This is a genomic window from Caballeronia cordobensis (assembly GCF_001544575.2).
GTDB lineage: Bacteria > Pseudomonadota > Gammaproteobacteria > Burkholderiales > Burkholderiaceae > Caballeronia > Caballeronia cordobensis.
In genome coordinates this window covers 177,475-192,754 of record NZ_FCNY02000013.1, presented here as the reverse complement: position 1 = coordinate 192,754, position 15,280 = coordinate 177,475, and the positions used below count along the sequence as shown (strand labels likewise).

At 65.5% G+C, this 15,280-nt stretch carries 14 protein-coding genes and 1 tRNA gene; 8 read left to right on the top strand and 7 right to left on the bottom strand.

The annotated features are described in order from the left end of the window. Positions 1-4 precede the first annotated feature (4 nt). Entirely contained in the window at positions 5-907 is a 903-nt protein-coding gene (locus AWB70_RS24795) for an aldose epimerase family protein (RefSeq protein ID WP_053568509.1), read from the bottom strand. A 569-nt stretch (positions 908-1,476) separates the two neighbouring features. Here AWB70_RS24795 and AWB70_RS24790 point away from each other — a divergent pair. The 3 genes from AWB70_RS24790 to AWB70_RS24780 all read left to right on the top strand — a co-directional run bounded on the left by AWB70_RS24790 (position 1,477) and on the right by AWB70_RS24780 (position 3,186). Further along, the gene (locus AWB70_RS24790) at positions 1,477-2,307 is read left to right on the top strand and encodes an undecaprenyl-diphosphate phosphatase (protein ID WP_053568508.1); all 831 of its coding nucleotides are present in this window, start codon (positions 1,477-1,479) and stop codon (positions 2,305-2,307) included. A gap of 101 nt (positions 2,308-2,408) precedes the next feature. Then, positions 2,409-2,485, top strand: a tRNA-Arg gene (locus tag AWB70_RS24785). 245 nt (positions 2,486-2,730) lie between these two features. Beyond that, on the top strand, positions 2,731-3,186 hold the full coding sequence (locus AWB70_RS24780) for a response regulator (protein ID WP_053568507.1): 456 nt from the start codon (positions 2,731-2,733) through the stop codon (positions 3,184-3,186). Here the strand turns inward: AWB70_RS24780 and AWB70_RS24775 are convergent. Further along, complete coding sequence (locus AWB70_RS24775) at positions 3,086-4,387, bottom strand: cyanate transporter (RefSeq protein WP_045450835.1); 1,302 nt, start codon at positions 4,385-4,387, stop codon at positions 3,086-3,088. The genes AWB70_RS24780 and AWB70_RS24775 overlap by 101 nt on opposite strands. Continuing rightward, a complete protein-coding gene (locus AWB70_RS24770; RefSeq protein WP_053568506.1) occupies positions 4,384-5,586 on the bottom strand; it encodes an amidohydrolase family protein in 1,203 nt (400 codons plus the stop codon). The genes AWB70_RS24775 and AWB70_RS24770 overlap by 4 nt, the downstream gene beginning before the upstream one ends. A 148-nt stretch (positions 5,587-5,734) precedes the next feature. Between AWB70_RS24770 and AWB70_RS24765 the strand changes: the two genes are divergently transcribed. After that, positions 5,735-6,436, top strand: a complete 702-nt coding sequence (locus AWB70_RS24765; RefSeq protein WP_053568548.1) for a GntR family transcriptional regulator — start codon at positions 5,735-5,737, stop codon at positions 6,434-6,436. 77 nt (positions 6,437-6,513) lie between these two features. Here the strand turns inward: AWB70_RS24765 and AWB70_RS24760 are convergent, their stop codons facing one another. Next, positions 6,514-8,079, bottom strand: a complete 1,566-nt coding sequence (locus AWB70_RS24760; RefSeq protein WP_053568505.1) for an acid phosphatase — start codon at positions 8,077-8,079, stop codon at positions 6,514-6,516. Positions 8,080-8,326: 247 nt separating this feature from the next. Here AWB70_RS24760 and AWB70_RS24755 point away from each other — a divergent pair, with 247 nt between their 5' ends. The 3 genes from AWB70_RS24755 (at position 8,327) to AWB70_RS24745 (ending at position 10,661) form a co-directional block, all read left to right on the top strand. After that, a complete protein-coding gene (locus tag AWB70_RS24755) occupies positions 8,327-9,670 on the top strand; it encodes a cytochrome-c peroxidase (RefSeq protein ID WP_053568504.1) in 1,344 nt (447 codons plus the stop codon). A 123-nt stretch (positions 9,671-9,793) separates the two neighbouring features. Next, complete coding sequence (locus AWB70_RS24750) at positions 9,794-10,192, top strand: RT0821/Lpp0805 family surface protein (RefSeq protein ID WP_053568503.1); 399 nt, start codon at positions 9,794-9,796, stop codon at positions 10,190-10,192. Positions 10,193-10,211: 19 nt separating this feature from the next. Continuing rightward, complete coding sequence (locus tag AWB70_RS24745) at positions 10,212-10,661, top strand: NUDIX hydrolase (RefSeq protein ID WP_053568502.1); 450 nt, start codon at positions 10,212-10,214, stop codon at positions 10,659-10,661. On the opposite strand, the gene AWB70_RS24740 is transcribed toward AWB70_RS24745, so the two are convergent. After that, positions 10,662-11,618, bottom strand: a complete 957-nt coding sequence (locus AWB70_RS24740; RefSeq protein WP_075644229.1) for a transporter substrate-binding domain-containing protein — start codon at positions 11,616-11,618, stop codon at positions 10,662-10,664. It lies immediately after the preceding gene. Positions 11,619-11,710: 92 nt separating this feature from the next. Next, entirely contained in the window at positions 11,711-13,420 is a 1,710-nt protein-coding gene (locus tag AWB70_RS24735; RefSeq protein ID WP_045450829.1) for a glutamine--tRNA ligase/YqeY domain fusion protein, read from the bottom strand. Between the two features lie 331 nt (positions 13,421-13,751). On the opposite strand from AWB70_RS24735, the gene AWB70_RS24730 reads away from it, so the two are divergent. Then, positions 13,752-13,964 carry a hypothetical protein gene (locus tag AWB70_RS24730; RefSeq protein ID WP_053568501.1) on the top strand — a complete coding sequence of 71 codons (213 nt, stop codon included), beginning with the start codon at positions 13,752-13,754 and terminating at the stop codon, positions 13,962-13,964. Positions 13,965-13,990: 26 nt separating this feature from the next. Here the strand turns inward: AWB70_RS24730 and AWB70_RS24725 are convergent, their stop codons facing one another. Continuing rightward, complete coding sequence (locus tag AWB70_RS24725) at positions 13,991-15,211, bottom strand: CaiB/BaiF CoA transferase family protein (RefSeq protein ID WP_053568500.1); 1,221 nt, start codon at positions 15,209-15,211, stop codon at positions 13,991-13,993. Positions 15,212-15,280: the final 69 nt, after the last annotated feature.

The window sequence follows — 15,280 nt, the reverse complement described above, 5'->3', positions numbered from 1 at the left end:
CGCCTTACTCGCCCGCCGTGACGACGAGCCGGAGCGACGCCGTTTCGGTCTTGCCCGGCGCGAGCCAGCGCAGCCCGCGGCCGTTGTGGATCGCGTCGGGCAGGCCGATCCACGGCTCGACGCAATAGAAGTCCGACGTGTCCGATTCGGTCCAGGTCGTGACGGCATACCACGGCACCGAGTCCGGCTGGTCCAGCTCGAAGCTGACCGTGCGCTTGAGCCCCGGCATCTTCAGCCGCATCGGCTCGTCGGAGGGGCGCGTGAGGCAGTGAAACGTATCGATGATCTGCGGATCGGCCAGCGAATAACGCGGCTGGCCCGGCTCGGCCTCGCTGATCGAGCCGTCGGCCAGTTGCCGGCGCCGCTCGGTGCGCGGCAGCTCGACGCTGCTTTCGCCGCGCTGCGTGTGCGGCAAATGGAAGTAGAAGTGATGCCCGGCGTAGTAGGGCAGCGCCACCTCTCCCGGATTCGACGTCGTGAGCTCCACCTCGATCGTGTTGCCGTCGACGATGCGGTACGCCGCCTCGAAGCGGAACGCGAACGGATAGCCGTCGCGGGTCGCGTCGCTGTCGACGAGCGTCATGCGCAGGCCGTGGCCATCGGCGTCGCGTGTGCAGGAGAAGGGCAGGTTGCGCGCGAAGCCGTGCGTCGGCAGCGCGTGCACGACGCCCTCGGGATCGCGCCATTTGCCGATTTCTCCATCGACGAAATGCCGGCCGAGAAACGGAAAGAGCAGCGGATTGCCGCCGCGGATTTTCGCGGGATTCGACCAGTCGGGCGCGTCTGGCCAATGGATGACCGGCTCGCCGCCGACGCGCCAGGTCATGAGCCGTCCGCCCGCGCGCGGCGCGAGCAGAAGGGCGGCGCCGTCGCGCTCGATTTCGATGACGTCAGTTTCCGTTGACATGATGGCCGTGCGCTCCGTGGATGGACTGGACGCCGCGCATGCGATGGTGCGCGGCTGGAACCGTCGATTCTGCCTTCAAATTTTCTACGGAAAAACCCTTTGCGGGAAATTGCGACTGAGCAAGCGTCATGCAATATGTTGTTATGCGGAACCAGTGTTGGGAATCAGACGGACAAGGAGTAATCATGGATCTGGCGATGGCGATGGGCGTCGCGATGTTCGGCCTTTTCGGCGCGAGCACGGCAATCTTCCTCTATAAGCTGAAGGCCTGAGCGGGCGATCGCCGTTCCGCTGCGCTCGACGGCGTGTCTAAGCGTAATTCCTTTCGGAAGGCTTAGGTTTTCCTTGCGATAGTTGTTCGTTTAACCCACGGTTGACTGTCGATACATTTTGTGTGCAGTTAGCGCTTGGCGCTCGATTTCGCGACCGGCATAATCGGTCCCGTTTGCGCGCCGTATCGACTTATCCCTCCTGTTCCACCTTCCCGGTCCGCCTTCTTCGGCTTCGCGAGATGCGAGGGATGGAACTGCACGGCGCGTCCTTTCTCCTCCTCAAAAAAGGACCGACGCGTGACTCTGTGGTTTCTCGTTTTTCTGAGCGTGCTCCAGGGCGTGACCGAACTTTTTCCGGTCAGCAGCCTCGGTCACACGCTGCTCGTTCCCGGCCTGATCGGCATGCATATCGACAAGCACGCGCCGCAATTGCTGCCGTTTCTCGTCGCGCTGCATCTCGGCACGGCCATCGCGCTGCTCTGGTATTTCCGTGACCGCTGGATCGCGCTGATCCGCGGCTTTTTCGCGTCGCTCGGCGGCCGCCGCAACGACGACGGCCACATGATGTGGGCGCTCATCATCGGCACGATTCCGACGGGCATCGTCGGGCTGCTGCTGGAAAAGCGCCTGGAGGCGATTTTTCACGATCTGCGGATCGTCGCGGCGGCGTTGATCGTCAATGGCGTGCTGCTGTGGCTGGGTGACCGCCTGCAGAGAAACCGCGCGACGCGCGCGCCCGAGAAGCTCACGTTCAGGCAGGCGTTTCTGGTCGGGCTTGCGCAGATTGGCGCGCTGATTCCCGGCTTCTCGCGCAGCGGCCTGACGATGATCGCGGGCGTCGGCGCGGGGCTCACCGCGGAAGCGGCGGCGGAGTTTTCGTTCCTGCTCGGCACGCCGATCATTTTCGCGGCGGGCGTGCTCGAATTGCCGAAGCTCTTTCACGCGCCGGGGCAACTGGCCGATGCGGTGCTCGGCGGCGTGCTGACGGGCATCGCGGCGTATCTGAGCGTGCGTTTTCTGATGCGCTATTTCGAGGGGCACGGCAAGCTCGCGTCGTTCGGCGTGTACTGCGTGATCGCGGGCATCTTCTTCTTCGGCTGGTTCATGATGCATCCGCAACCGGTGTAACGAACGCGGGACAGGCGCGGCGGCGAATGAGGTAAAATCGCGGTCTCTTCCCGATCCGTGGCTGAGTTTCGATTGTCAGCCTGGCCGCGCGTTCCGGTTCTCCGCCCTTAGCTCAGCTGGATAGAGCAACGGCCTTCTAAGCCGTAGGTCACACGTTCGAGTCGTGTAGGGCGGGCCAAGTGGTCCGCTTCGAGCCCGGTCTATGCGACTGGGCTTTTTGCTTTCTGAAGCCAGCGCAAACGCGCCGAGCCCGAGCCCCTCCTGGCCTAAATCCTGCCCTCGCTTTCCGCACGAACACAGCGGATCTCGCAATCCCGCGCCCCGCAACGCTTACACACAATTCCGGTTCGACACGCAGCCCGCTCCCGGTGCGCGCATGCCTCACCGTGGCGCGCGCCGCTCCACGAAGGTGACAGGAACGCCTTGAACAACCGAGCCTACGAAACCAGCCCGGCGCAATGCTCGCTATGGACTCGCAAGCAATCGCGTCTGCCGCCCGAATCGCGCCGCGTGCTGCTGGCGCTGTCGGAGCGCGTGCTCGGCGCATCGCTCGTGTCGCTCTTCGAGCTCAAGGGCTTTCCGGCGCAACTGGCCGTCGATTCATCGTCGGTCGGACGGATCGTCGGGCAATGGCGGCCGCATGTGCTGTTTCTCGATACGCGCGTCGGCGGCAGCGGCAACTATGCGCTCGTACGCGCACTGCGCGAAGCCGATGACGACGCCCATCGCCTCGTCATCGCGATGAGCGGCTTTCTGCCCGAAGAGCCGATCGCGCGTCTCAAGGAAGCGGGCTACGACGGACATTGTCGCCGTCCGTGCCCCGTGTGGCAGATGACGGATCTGCTCGACGAATACTTCGCGTGCCGCGCGGTGCGCTGACTTCGCCGCGCGCGGCCATCGCCCGTGCATAACTGCGCGGGCTGAACACGACATTCAGCGCGATCATCGCGACGAGGCTGGCGGCGAGCATCATCCACGACATCGAGAAGCCGCCGCTCACATCGCGCACCACGCCCGCGACGACCGGCGCCAACGCCGCGATCACGAAGCCCACGCCCTGCACGAACGCGACGAGCCGCCCGGCGAGCTCCGGATCGTCGGCGTGATCGAGCGTCAGCACGAGCGTGAGCGCGAACACGCCGCCAAGCCCGCCGCCGAGCAGCGCGACGACCACGAGCGGCGACGAAAGCGGTGCGACGAGCAACAGGCCGAAACCCGCCAGTTGCGCGACGAGACCGAGCGCAAGCCACGGACGCCGGTCGCGGCCGCCGCCGAAGCGCGCGGCCGCCATCGGCAGGAGCAGCGCGGACGACGCCTGAAACACCGTGAGCATCGCGAGCAGCGCGCCGCTTTCGGTCACGCCGCGGCCGAGTTGCTGGTAATGCGCGGGCATCCACGCAACGAGGCTCGTGTAGCCGCCGTTGACGAGCCCGAAGAAGATTCCGAGCGTCCACGCGCGGCGATTGAAAAAGAGCGACGGCGCGCGCGCGGCGCGGCGCGGCGACGAAGCGCGCGGCAACGCGTCGGCGCGCATGAGCAGCAGCCACACCGCGAGCGCGATCGCCGCAGGCAAGGCCCAGAAAGCCAGCCCCGCCTGCCACGACATGCGCGACGCGACCGCCGGCGTGATGCTTGCGCCGAGCCCGCCGCCCGCCATGATCGACGCCGAATAGAGACCCATCGCGAAGGGCAGGCGCGCGGAAAAACGCGTCTTCATCACGCCGGGCAGCAGCGCCTGAATGACCGCGACGCCCGTGCCCGCGACGGCCGCGCTCGCGATCAGCGCCGCCGCGTGTCCCGCGACGAGCCGCGCGGCGCAGGCCACGACGATCGCCACCAGCCCGATCGCCACGCCGCGTGCATTGCCCATCGCGCCTGAAAGAGCGCTCGCGCCGAACGCGCACACGCCCATCGCCACGACGGGCAAGCCGGTCAGCATCGACGCGCCGCGAAACGACAGCCCCGTCGCGTTCAGGATCACGCCCATTAGCGGGCTGATCGATGTTAAGAGCGGCCGCAGATTCAACCCGATCGCGACGATCACCGCGAGCCACGCGAGGTTCGATGCGCGCGGGGTCATCGCGTGAACCCGGAATCGATCGGCGTGCCGTTGGCCATCACGAAGCGGCGCGGCGGGCGCATCGCCACGGCTTGCGCGACGTTCTCCGCGTCGACGAGCACGAGATCGGCGCGCATGCCCGGCGCGAGGCCGTAGTCCGCGAAGCCGCACGCGCGCGCCGCTTCGATCGACACGCAATCGAACGCGGCGGCGAGATCGTCGTCGCGGCGCAGGTCGTAACGCATCGCGATCAGCCTCGCGCGATCGAGCATGTCGGGCGAGCCGAAGGGCGTCCAGGCGTCGCGAATGCCGTCGTTGCCGCCGAAGAGCGTCACGCCCGCCGCGCGCGTCTCGCGAAACGGCGGCACCGGCACGGAAGCGGGCGCGGTCGTCAGGAGCGCGACGCCCGCGCGCGCGATGCGTTCGAGCAGCGCGCCGCGCCGCGCATCCGGCAGCGCGCCGAGGCAGAACGCGTGGCTCACGACGACGCGCCCCGCGTAGCCATGCGCCTCCACGCGGTCGAGCAGCAGATCGAACGTGAACGCGCCGAGCTCGCCGGGCTCGTGCAGATGCATATCGATCGGCTTGCCATGTTTGGTGGCGAGCGCGAAGGTGACATCGAGCGAGGCGGCCGGATCGCCGTCGATGGAAGCAGGATCGAGCGCGCCGAGCACGTCCGCGCCATTCGCAAGCGCCGCATCGAGCAACTCGCGCGTGCCGGGGCGCTTCAGCACGCCGGATTGCGGAAACGCGACGATCTGCATGTCGAGCACGTCGGCGAGCGCGGCGCGCGTATCGCAGACGCCTTCGAGGTGACGCAGTCCCGCATCGGTGTCGATATCGACGTGCGTGCGCAGGCGCGTCGTGCCCTCGCGCAGAAAGGCGAGGGCGAGCGCGCGCGAGGCCGCGGCGGCGTCGTGACCGCTTTGCGCGCGCCAGCGCCGCTCGTTCTCGATGCGGTCGGTGAGGCGCGGGCCCACCGCATTGCGATACCACGGCATGCCCCACGTGGTCTTGTCCAGATGCGTATGGCCTTCCACGAAGCCGGGCAACAGCAGCGCCGACGCGCCGTCTATCACCGTGTCGCCGGGCGCGGGCTGGCGCTCGCCGTGAGGAACGATCGCGTCGATGACCGCGCCGCCGCTTGCACCCGTTATGCGCACGTCCACCGGCGCGCCGCCGAACGGTCGTGCATCGACGATCCAGATCGATGGTTTCATACGATGTATCCTCCCGTGCTCCGTGCATTTGGTTGACCATTCTAGCAGTGTTTGGTCAACCAAAAATACGCCGAAAGTGATAACCCGAATTCGCATCGGCGCGCGGGCACTGGCTACAATGCGGATCAACGCAAGCACGACAGGCATCATGGCATCCCGCAAGGACACATCATCCAACGAAATTTCCGCTGACGAGCGCGTCTACGCCGCGATCACGTCGGCGCTTTTGCACGGCAAGCTCGCGCCGGGCGCGCAACTCGTCGAGCGCGAGCTTGCCGCCGCGTTCGACTGCACGCGCGGCACGATCCGCAAGGTGCTGGCGCGCCTCGGCGCGGAAGGCAAGCTGACGCTGGAGGCGAATCGCGGCGCATTCGTGCCGTCGCCGACGCCCGAAGACATCCGCGAGGTCTATCGCGCGCGTCAGGTGGTGGAGGCGGGCGTCGTCGCGGCGCTGTGCGGCACGCTCGCGACGCAGGCGAAGCGCGCGCTGCGCGCGCATGTGAAGGCGGAGCAGCGCGCGGTGAAGGCGGGCAGCGTGGAGGAATGCGTGCGGCTCGCGGGGCGCTTCCATCTGCTGCTCGCGGAACTCGCCGGCGCGCCGGAGGTGCATGTTTTTCTCGCGAAGCTCGTCGCCAAGACCGAGCTCTACAAGGCGCTGTTCGATCCGACCAAACTGTCGAACTGCGCGTCGGACGAACATGGCCGTCTCGTCGATGCGCTGGAACAAGGCGATCTCGGCACCGCACTCGCCGCAATGCGGACGCATCTCGACGAGCTGGAAGCGCGCGTGCTCGCGCAGGCGAGCGGAACGCGCACGAACGATCTGGCGTCGCTGTTCGCGGGCGCCTGAGGCAAGCGAAAAAAACGGGCCGCGGTTTTCACACCGCGGCCCGTTTGATTGCAGCGCCGAATAACGCCGAATAACGCTTACTGCGAAAAGTCGAGCGCGCCGGTCAGATCGCCCATCTTCTGCGCGCCGTTGGCGGCGAGCGCGGCGTCGCGCGCGGTGATACCCGGCAGCGACGGCAGGCTGAAGCGCTTGGTGATGAAGCGCAGGATCGACGTCGTGTCGTACTGCGTGTGATCGACGAAGCCTTTCTTCGCATACGGCGAGACGATGAGCGCCGGAATGCGCGTGCCCGGACCCCAGCGGTCGCCCTTCGGCGGCGCGACGTGATCCCAGAAGCCGCCGTTTTCGTCGTACGTCACGACGACGACCATGTTCTTCCACTGCGGGCTCTTCTGCAGATGGGAGATCAGATCGGCGATGTGCTGGTCGCCCTGCGCGACGTCCGTGTAACCGGCGTGCTCGTTCAGGTTGCCCTGCGGCTTGTAGAACGCGACTTGCGGCAAGGTGCCCGCGTCGATCGCCTTGATGAACTCCGAACCGTTCGTGCCGCCGTCCAGCAAATGCTGCGCGCGGTTGGCCGTGCCCGGCGCGAGATCGGCGAAGTAATTGAACGGCTGATGGTGCGTCTGGAAGTCAGGCACCACGTTGACCGCGCCGTTGATGACCGAGCGGTCCGCCAGCGCCGCGCCCCACGAACCGCCGTACCACGCCCAGCTCACGCCGGCATTGTTCAGCAGATCGCCGATATGCTGCTGCGTCTGCGGCGGCAGCGTGGTGGCCTGGCCCGGGTCCGCGAGGTTCGGATCGCCGCCCGTCGCAGGCTTGTTGCCGCTCGGCTGATACGGCGGCTGCATGGTGTTGATCGCGTAGAAGTCCGGCGTCAGATTGCCCGAGTTCACGAAGAGGCCCTGCGTGTTGCCGGTGAGTGCCGAACCCGCGGCCTTCGCGAGCTTGAGTGACACGCCGTCCGCGTTCACCGCCGAAATCGAGCTTGCCGCGGGGCTCTTGTCCGCGTTCGGATAGACCGGCGTACACGCGCAGACGAGCCACTGGTGGTTCAGGAACGAGCCGCCGAACGCGCCCATGAAGAAGTTGTCCGCGAGCGTGTATTGCTGCGCGATCTTGTAGAGCGGCAGCTTGTCCGGCGGCGTGTCGTAGTGGCCCATCACGAGGCCGCCCGAATCGCCCCACGCGGCGAACATGTCGTTCTTGCCGCCGTCGATCTGCATCTGGTTCTCGTAGAAACGGTGATACAGATCGCGCGTCGTGACGTTGAGCTGCGTGTTGAAGCCGTTTGCCGCGTCGATCGCGAAGGGCGTGTTCGGCAGGTTGGCCGTCATCGCTTCGGTGATCGCGGGCGTCACGCCCGTCGCCGTCAGGCCGCCCCAGATTTTCGGCAGCGTGGCCAGCACGCTGCCGTCGCGGTCGAGCTGCTGCGAATTGGCGGCCGTCACGTTCTGCAGACCGTTCGCGCCGGGGAATTGACCGTACAGGTTATCGAAGCTGCGGTTCTCGGCGTAGATCACGACAACGTTCTTCACCGAGGAGATGTCGTTGTCGTGATTGTCGTCGCCGCCGCATGCGTAGAGGCCGAATGCGACCGTCGCCGCGAGCGGCGCCGCGCAAACGAGTTTTTTGTTCATTGCGATTCTCTCTTGTGTTGTGAACCGGCGCACGACGCGGGCTTTGTCGTGGGGAAGCCTTTGCCCGCCGGCGTGCGCAGTGTCGCAACGCAAGTTGACGAAGCCATGTAATAAGGCTTTCGTTTGCGTAATGTTCGCTTAATAAATATTACGAAGCGGCCTTGCCGTGAAAGCGTCCGCGTTTGTCACATGAAAGACATGCGCCCGACATACGCTTCGGCTTCTTTCAATTCGATGTCACACGTCCATGTCTTCGATGCGTCTGCCGTTCGTTCTCTGCACGCTCGCGTTCGCCGCGTTATCCGCCGCGATGAGCGGCTGCGATTCCCATGCGGCCAGTGCGAACACGAATGCATCGACGCAGCCGGCGGCCCCGGGTGCCGCACCGCAAGCGCAGACGCGTGCCGAAGTCTTCGCGCACGTGAAGCAGATGACGTCGCTCGGCGAGAAGCTCTTCTTCGATCCGTCGCTCTCCGGCTCGGGCAAGCTCGCCTGCGCGTCGTGTCACAGTCCGGGCCACGCGTTCGGGCCGCCCAATGCGCTGTCCGTGCAGCTCGGCGGCAACGACATGCATCGGCCGGGCTTTCGCGCGGTGCCCTCCCTCAGGTATCTGCAATCGGTGCCCGCGTTCACGCGGCATTTCCACGATTCCGACGACGAAGGCGATGAAAGCGTCGATGCCGGCCCGACCGGCGGACTGACGTGGGACGGCCGCGTCGATCACGGCGCGGATCAGGCGCGCATTCCGCTTCTCTCGACGTTCGAAATGGGCAGCACGCCGGCCAGGGTCGCGGCCGCGGTGAAGGCGTCGCCGTATGCGGACGACTTCCGCAAGGCCTTCGGCGGCAGCGTCTTCGACAGCGACGACAAGACCTTCGCCGCGGTGCTGCAATCGCTCGAAGCGTTCGAGCAGACGCCCGCGCAGTTCTACCCGTACACGAGCAAGTTCGATGCGTTCCTCGCCGGCCGCGCGAAACTCAACGACGCCGAGATGCACGGCCTGCAGCTTTTCAACGACGAGAACAAGGGCAACTGCGCGTCGTGTCACATCAGCCAGCGCGCGAAAGACGGCTCGCCGCCGCAGTTCAGCGATTTCGGCCTGATCGCGCTCGGCGTGCCGCGCAATCGCGCGCTGCCGATCAACAAAAATCCGAAGTTCCACGATCTCGGCGCGTGCGGCCCCGAGCGCACGGACCTGAAAGGGCAGGACGAATACTGCGGCATCTTCCGCACGCCGTCGCTGCGCAATGTGGCGACGCGCAAGACTTTCTTCCACAACGGCATCTATCACAAGCTGGACGACGTGGTGCGTTTCTATGTCGAGCGCGACACGAATCCCGAGAAGTTCTATCCGGTGTCGAAGCAAGGCGTCGTCGAGAAATTTGACGATCTGCCGAAGCGGTACTGGGCCAATATCAATACCGATCCGCCGTTCGACCGCAAGAAGGGCGACAAGCCCGCGCTCGACGAAGCCGAGATCCGGGACGTCGTCGCGTTCCTCAACACGCTGACCGACGGCTACGACCCCGCGAAGGACAAGGACTCGCAAAAGGGTATCGGCATCGGCGAAGTGAAGTCCGCGTCCAACTGAGTCTGACGCGCCCGCGTCATGCTATCCTCGGTGCGGCCCGCTCGCGCGCGCTGCAGTTGGTGATTCCGTTGCCGCTCTGGTTGCACGTGCAGACGGCCAAACATCCGCAACGAGGAGAATCCAATGCCGAACACACATCGGGCGCTCGCCCGCGCCCCGTATCTGGCGATCGCCGCCGCCGCGATTCTGGCCGTGAGCGCACAGGCCGAAGCCGCCAATCTGGGCTTTCTGAACGACACGCCCATCACCTACATGAAGCAGCGCGACCTCCAGGCGCTCAACAATGCCGCGCAGGTCGCGCTGAACACGAAGCAGGACGGCGAGTCGCTCGACTGGGACAACAAGGGCGCCGGCAACACGGTGCCGATCAACGGCACGGTCACGCCCGAAAACAGCTTCGAATCGGGCGGCCTGAAGTGCCGCAAGATCACGCTCGTCGCGCACGCGAAAGGGCAGACGCAAACCTGGACGCCGGTTGCCTGCAAGCAGAGCGACGGCAAGTGGAAACTCAAGAAGCAGTGATGAACGGGGAACGCAATCGATGACCGGTCGCACCGTATCGTGCGGCGTGGTCATGCTGAACATGCAAGGCGACGTGCTGCTCTGTCACGCGACCGAAACCACGCACTGGGACGTGCCCAAGGGCGCCGCCGATCCCGGCGAGAGTCCGCGCGACGCGGCCTTGCGCGAGCTCGTCGAGGAAACGGGCATCGTGCTAGCGCCCGAGCGCCTCAAGGATCTCGGGCGCTTCGTCTATCGGCGGGACAAGGATCTGCATCTCTTCGCGGTGCGCGTGAGCGAAGAGGACGTGCGGCTCGAGAATTGCATCTGCGAATCGTACTTCCCGCGCTATAGCGACGGCACGATGATTCCCGAGATGGATGCGTACCGCTGGGTCAGTCCGGCGGATGTCGACCGGTACGCGAGCCGCAGCCTCGCGCGGCTTTTCCAGACCACGCTGTCGCTCGCGGAATTGCACGAGACGCTTTGATCAGTCGACCGTGCGGTCGTTCGGATGCGCGAAGAGCGCTCTCATTTCCGCCGACATCGGGAATTGCAGGTTCATGCCGTCCGGCGGGATCGGCCGCATGAACCACGTTTCGTAGAGCTTCGCCGCCTCGCCCGAGCGCTGCATGTTGGCGATCACGTCATCGACGATGCGCTTGAACACCGGATCGCCCTTGCGCATCATGCAGCCGTACGCTTCGTTCGCGAGCGACGTGCCCGTCACCTTGTATTCGCCGCGCGCCGCGCCTTCCTGCGCAATCTTGCCGTAGAGCAGCGGATCGTCCATCACGAACGCCACCGCGCGGTCCGATTTGAGCGCGGCGAAGCCTTCCGCATGATCGCGCGCGCTGATGATGCGCAGATTCAGCTTCTTGTCGATGTCCATCTGCCGCAGCATGCGCTCGTCCGACGTGCCCGCCGTGGTCGAGACGGTCTTGTTCGCGAGGTCGGCGTAATCGTGGATGCCCGACTTCTTCTTCACCGCCATACGGATGCCGTACTGAAAGAAGCTGTTCGAGAACGCGACGAGCGGATCTCGCTCGGCGACATGCGCGGTCGAGCCGCATTCGAGATCGACCTGATTGTTCACGACATAGGAAATGCGATTCGCCGACGTGACCTGCACGTTCTTCACGGCGAGATTCGGCATGTTGAGACGCTTCTTGATCTCGTCGACGACCTTCAGCGCGATGTCGTACGAGTAGCCGACCGGCTGCTGCTTCACCGTGTATGAAAACGGCACCGACGATTCGCGCGTGCCCAGCACGATCGCGCCGTTTTCGGCGATCTTGCGCAGCGTCGCGGAGGGCTGCATCTGATCGACGGCGGCCTGCGCCCGCGCGAGTTCGGCGGCGGTGGCGGCATGCGCGCTGACGGCCGCGAGCAGCAGGGAGGCGACGGTGGCAGTTCGTTGCGCCCGTGAGCGGTGCGGCAGCTTCATGATGTCCTCGTGAGGCGGCTTGCGACGATTGCGGTAACGCGCGGGAAGCGCCGCGTGGCCGCGCGGCGCTTCGAACTTCGACTGCTCCGGCGTCAGGCCGGCTTGCCCCAGCTGTCGCGCAGGCCGACGATGCGGTTGAACACGGGCTTGCCCGGCTGCGAATCCACGCGGTCGGCGACGAAATAGCCGTGCCGCTCGAACTGGAAGCGGTCTTCGGCGTTCGCTTCGCGCGCGGAAGGTTCCAGATAGGCGTTCACGACGCGCTTCGAATCCGGGTTCAGCGCATCGAGGAATTCCGCGCCCCCCGCGCCCGGTTGCGGTTCCTTGAAGAGACGGTCGTAGAGACGTACTTCCGCCGCATAGGCGCTCGCCGCGCTGACCCAGTGGATCGTGCCCTTCACCTTGTAGTTGTTCGCGCCTTCGGTGCCCGAGCGGCTGTCCGGGAAGTAGTTGCAATGGACGGCGATCACGTTGCCGTTCTCGTCCTTGTCCGCGCCCGTGCATTCCACGACGAAGCCATACTTCAGGCGCACCTTGTTGCCGGGGAAAAGGCGGAAATAGCCTTTTGGCGGCGTTTCCTGGAAGTCTTCGCGTTCGATCCACAACTCGCGCGAGAAGGGGAACGAGCGCACGCCGCGATCCGGATGATGCGGATGCACCGGCGCGCTGCATGCTTCGCTCTGGCCTTCCGGATAGTTGTCGATGATGAGCTTGAGCGGATCGAGCACGGCGATCGCGCGCGGCGCTTTATCGTCGAGATCGTCGCGCAGCGCGCCTTCGAGAATGCTCATGTCGATCCACGAATCGACCTTCGTCACGCCGACGCGCTCGACCATCAGGCGGATGCTCTCGGGCGTGAAGCCGCGCCGCCGCACGCCGACGATGGTCGGCATGCGCGGGTCGTCCCAGCCCTCGACGTGATTGTCCTGCACGAGTTGCAGCAGCTTGCGCTTGCTGGTGATCGCATACGTGAGGTTCAGGCGCGAGAATTCGATTTGCTGCGGCAGCGGGCGCTCGAACACGCCGTCGTCGGCGAGTTGCGCGAGGAACCAGTCGTAGAGCGGCCGGTGATCCTCGAACTCCAGCGTGCACAGCGAATGCGTGATGTTTTCGATCGCGTCCGACACGCAGTGCGCGTAGTCGTACATCGGGTAGATGCACCACGTATCGCCCGTGCGGTAGTGATGCGCGAAGCGGATGCGGTAGATGACCGGATCGCGCATGTTGAAGTTCGGCGAGCCCATGTCGATCTTCGCGCGCAGCACGTGCTCGCCTTCCTTGAACTCGCCCGCCTTCATGCGGCGGAAAAGGTCGAGGTTCTCGTCGGGCGTGCGTGTGCGGTACGGCGAGTCGATGCCCGCTTCGGTGGCCGAGCCGCGCGTGGCGCGCATCTCTTCGGCGGTCTGGCTGTCCACGTACGCCTGGCCCTTCTTGATGAGCATTTCGGCGTACTCGTACAGCTTGTCGTAATAGTCGCTCGCGAAGTACTTGTGCTCGGTGCCGTTCTTGTTCCACTCGAAGCCGAGCCACTTCACGGCGTCGATGATCGAATCGACGTATTCGACGCTTTCCTTTTCGGGGTTCGTGTCGTCGAAGCGCAGATGGCAGACGCCGCCGTATTGCGCGGCAAGCCCGAAGTTCACGCAGATGCTCTTCGCATGGCCGATATGCAGATAGCCGTTCGGCTCCGGCGGAAAGCGCGTTTCGACCCGCTGCGACCATTTGCCGGAGCGGTTGTCGTCTTCGATGATGTTGCGAATGAAATTGGATGGCGCCGGGGCGTCGTTGCGATCGGTGTTCATGCGAAAGAAGGTGCCAGCGGATGCGCTCGCGCGCGTGAGAACGGTTCGGGAAGCGTGACCCTGCGGGAAACGCGTACGAATGCCTTGAATATTGGGTCGATTCTACCTTACGCAACCGTGCGGGACAGCCCGCGCGGGTTTGCGGCGGTTCCATTACATCGATTACCGCGAAGCGCGGCGTTCGTAACCGCCGTAACGGGACGTAAATCGCGTTGAAAGGGGCGCGCGTGCGATTTTAAGATCGGCTCGCCTGCCTGGAATGCGCCCGCTTCGGCGGCGCCGCGGCAAGAAAAGCACAACACATCACAACGACAACACAAGGACAGCCATCATGAAAAAGATCGCCATCACGACGCTCAAATTCGCCGCCGCGGCCGCACTCGTGTCGAGCCTCGCCGCCTGCGCCAACGTCTCGCGCCAGCAGGCGCACGCCGGTGTCGGCGCGGCCGCGGGCGGCGCGCTCGGCTATCTCGTCACGGGCGGGCCGATCGGCACCGTCGCGGGCGCGGCGGCGGGCGGGCTGATCGGCGCCGCGGTTCGCTAATACTGCGCTGATACCGCGCCGATGCGTCAGATCGCCTTCGCTTCCCGCAGTCGCGCGATTTTCGCCTCGTCGTAGCCGAGCACGCCGGCGAGCACGTCCGATGTGTGCTCGCCCAGCATCGGCGGATGCGAGCGCGCCTCGGGCGGCGTCGCGCTCATCTTGATCGGGTTCGCGACGAGCTTGACGGCGCCGCCCGTCGGATGCGGCAGGTCGATCTGCATCTTGCGCGCGAGCACTTGCGGGTCGTCGAACACTTCGCCGAGATCGTTGATCGGGCCGCACGGCACGCCCGCCGCTTCGAGTTCCGAGATCCACGCGTGCTTGCCTTTGAGCCGCACCATGTCCGCGAGAATCGGCACGAGGAGGTCGCGGTTGCGCACGCGCGAGGGGTTCGTCGAGAAGCGCGCGTCGTCCGCGAGCTCCGCGCGCCCGCCGGTTTCGACGAATTTGCGGAACTGCCCGTCGTTGCCCACCGCGACGATGATCCAGCCATCGCTCGTCTGGAAGGTCTGATACGGCACGATGTTCGGATGCGCGTTGCCCCAGCGCACCGGCGGCTTGCCGCTCGCGAGGAAGTTCGTGTTCATGTTGGCGAGCATCGCGACCTGCACGTCGAGCAGCGCCATGTCGATGTATTGCCCTTCGCCCGTGCGGTCGCGGTGCGCGAGCGCGGTGAGCACGCCGATCGTCGCGTACATGCCGGTCATCAGATCGGCGATCGCGACGCCGGCTTTTTGCGGGCCGCCGCCCGGCTGGCCGTCGCGCTCGCCGGTAATGCTCATGAAGCCGCCGATGCCCTGCACGATGAAGTCGTAGCCCGCGCGCGGCGCATACGGCCCCGTCTGCCCGAAACCCGTGACCGAGCAGTAGACGATGTCCGGCTTGACCGCCTTGAGCGATTCATAGTCCAGCCCGTATTTTTTCAGTTGCCCGGCCTTGTAATTTTCGAGGACGACGTCGCTTTGCGCCGCGAGCTCGCGCACGATCTGCTGGCCCTCCGGCGTGGCGATATCCACGGTCACGGAGCGCTTGTTGCGGTTGGCCGCGAGATAGTAGGCGGCTTCGCGCGTGTCCTCGCCGTCCGGCGTCTTCAGGTAGGGCGGGCCCCAGTGACGCGTGTCGTCGCCGGTTTCGGGCCGCTCGATCTTGATGACGTCCGCGCCGAAATCGGCGAGGGTCTGCGCGCACATCGGTCCCGCCAGCACACGGGTCAGGTCCAGCACGCGGATATGGCTCAATGCTCCCATTCGATTCGTCTCGCTCGTTGATGTCTCCCGAATCGCGACTGTCGCACAGAACCGCCGCGCGCGCGATAG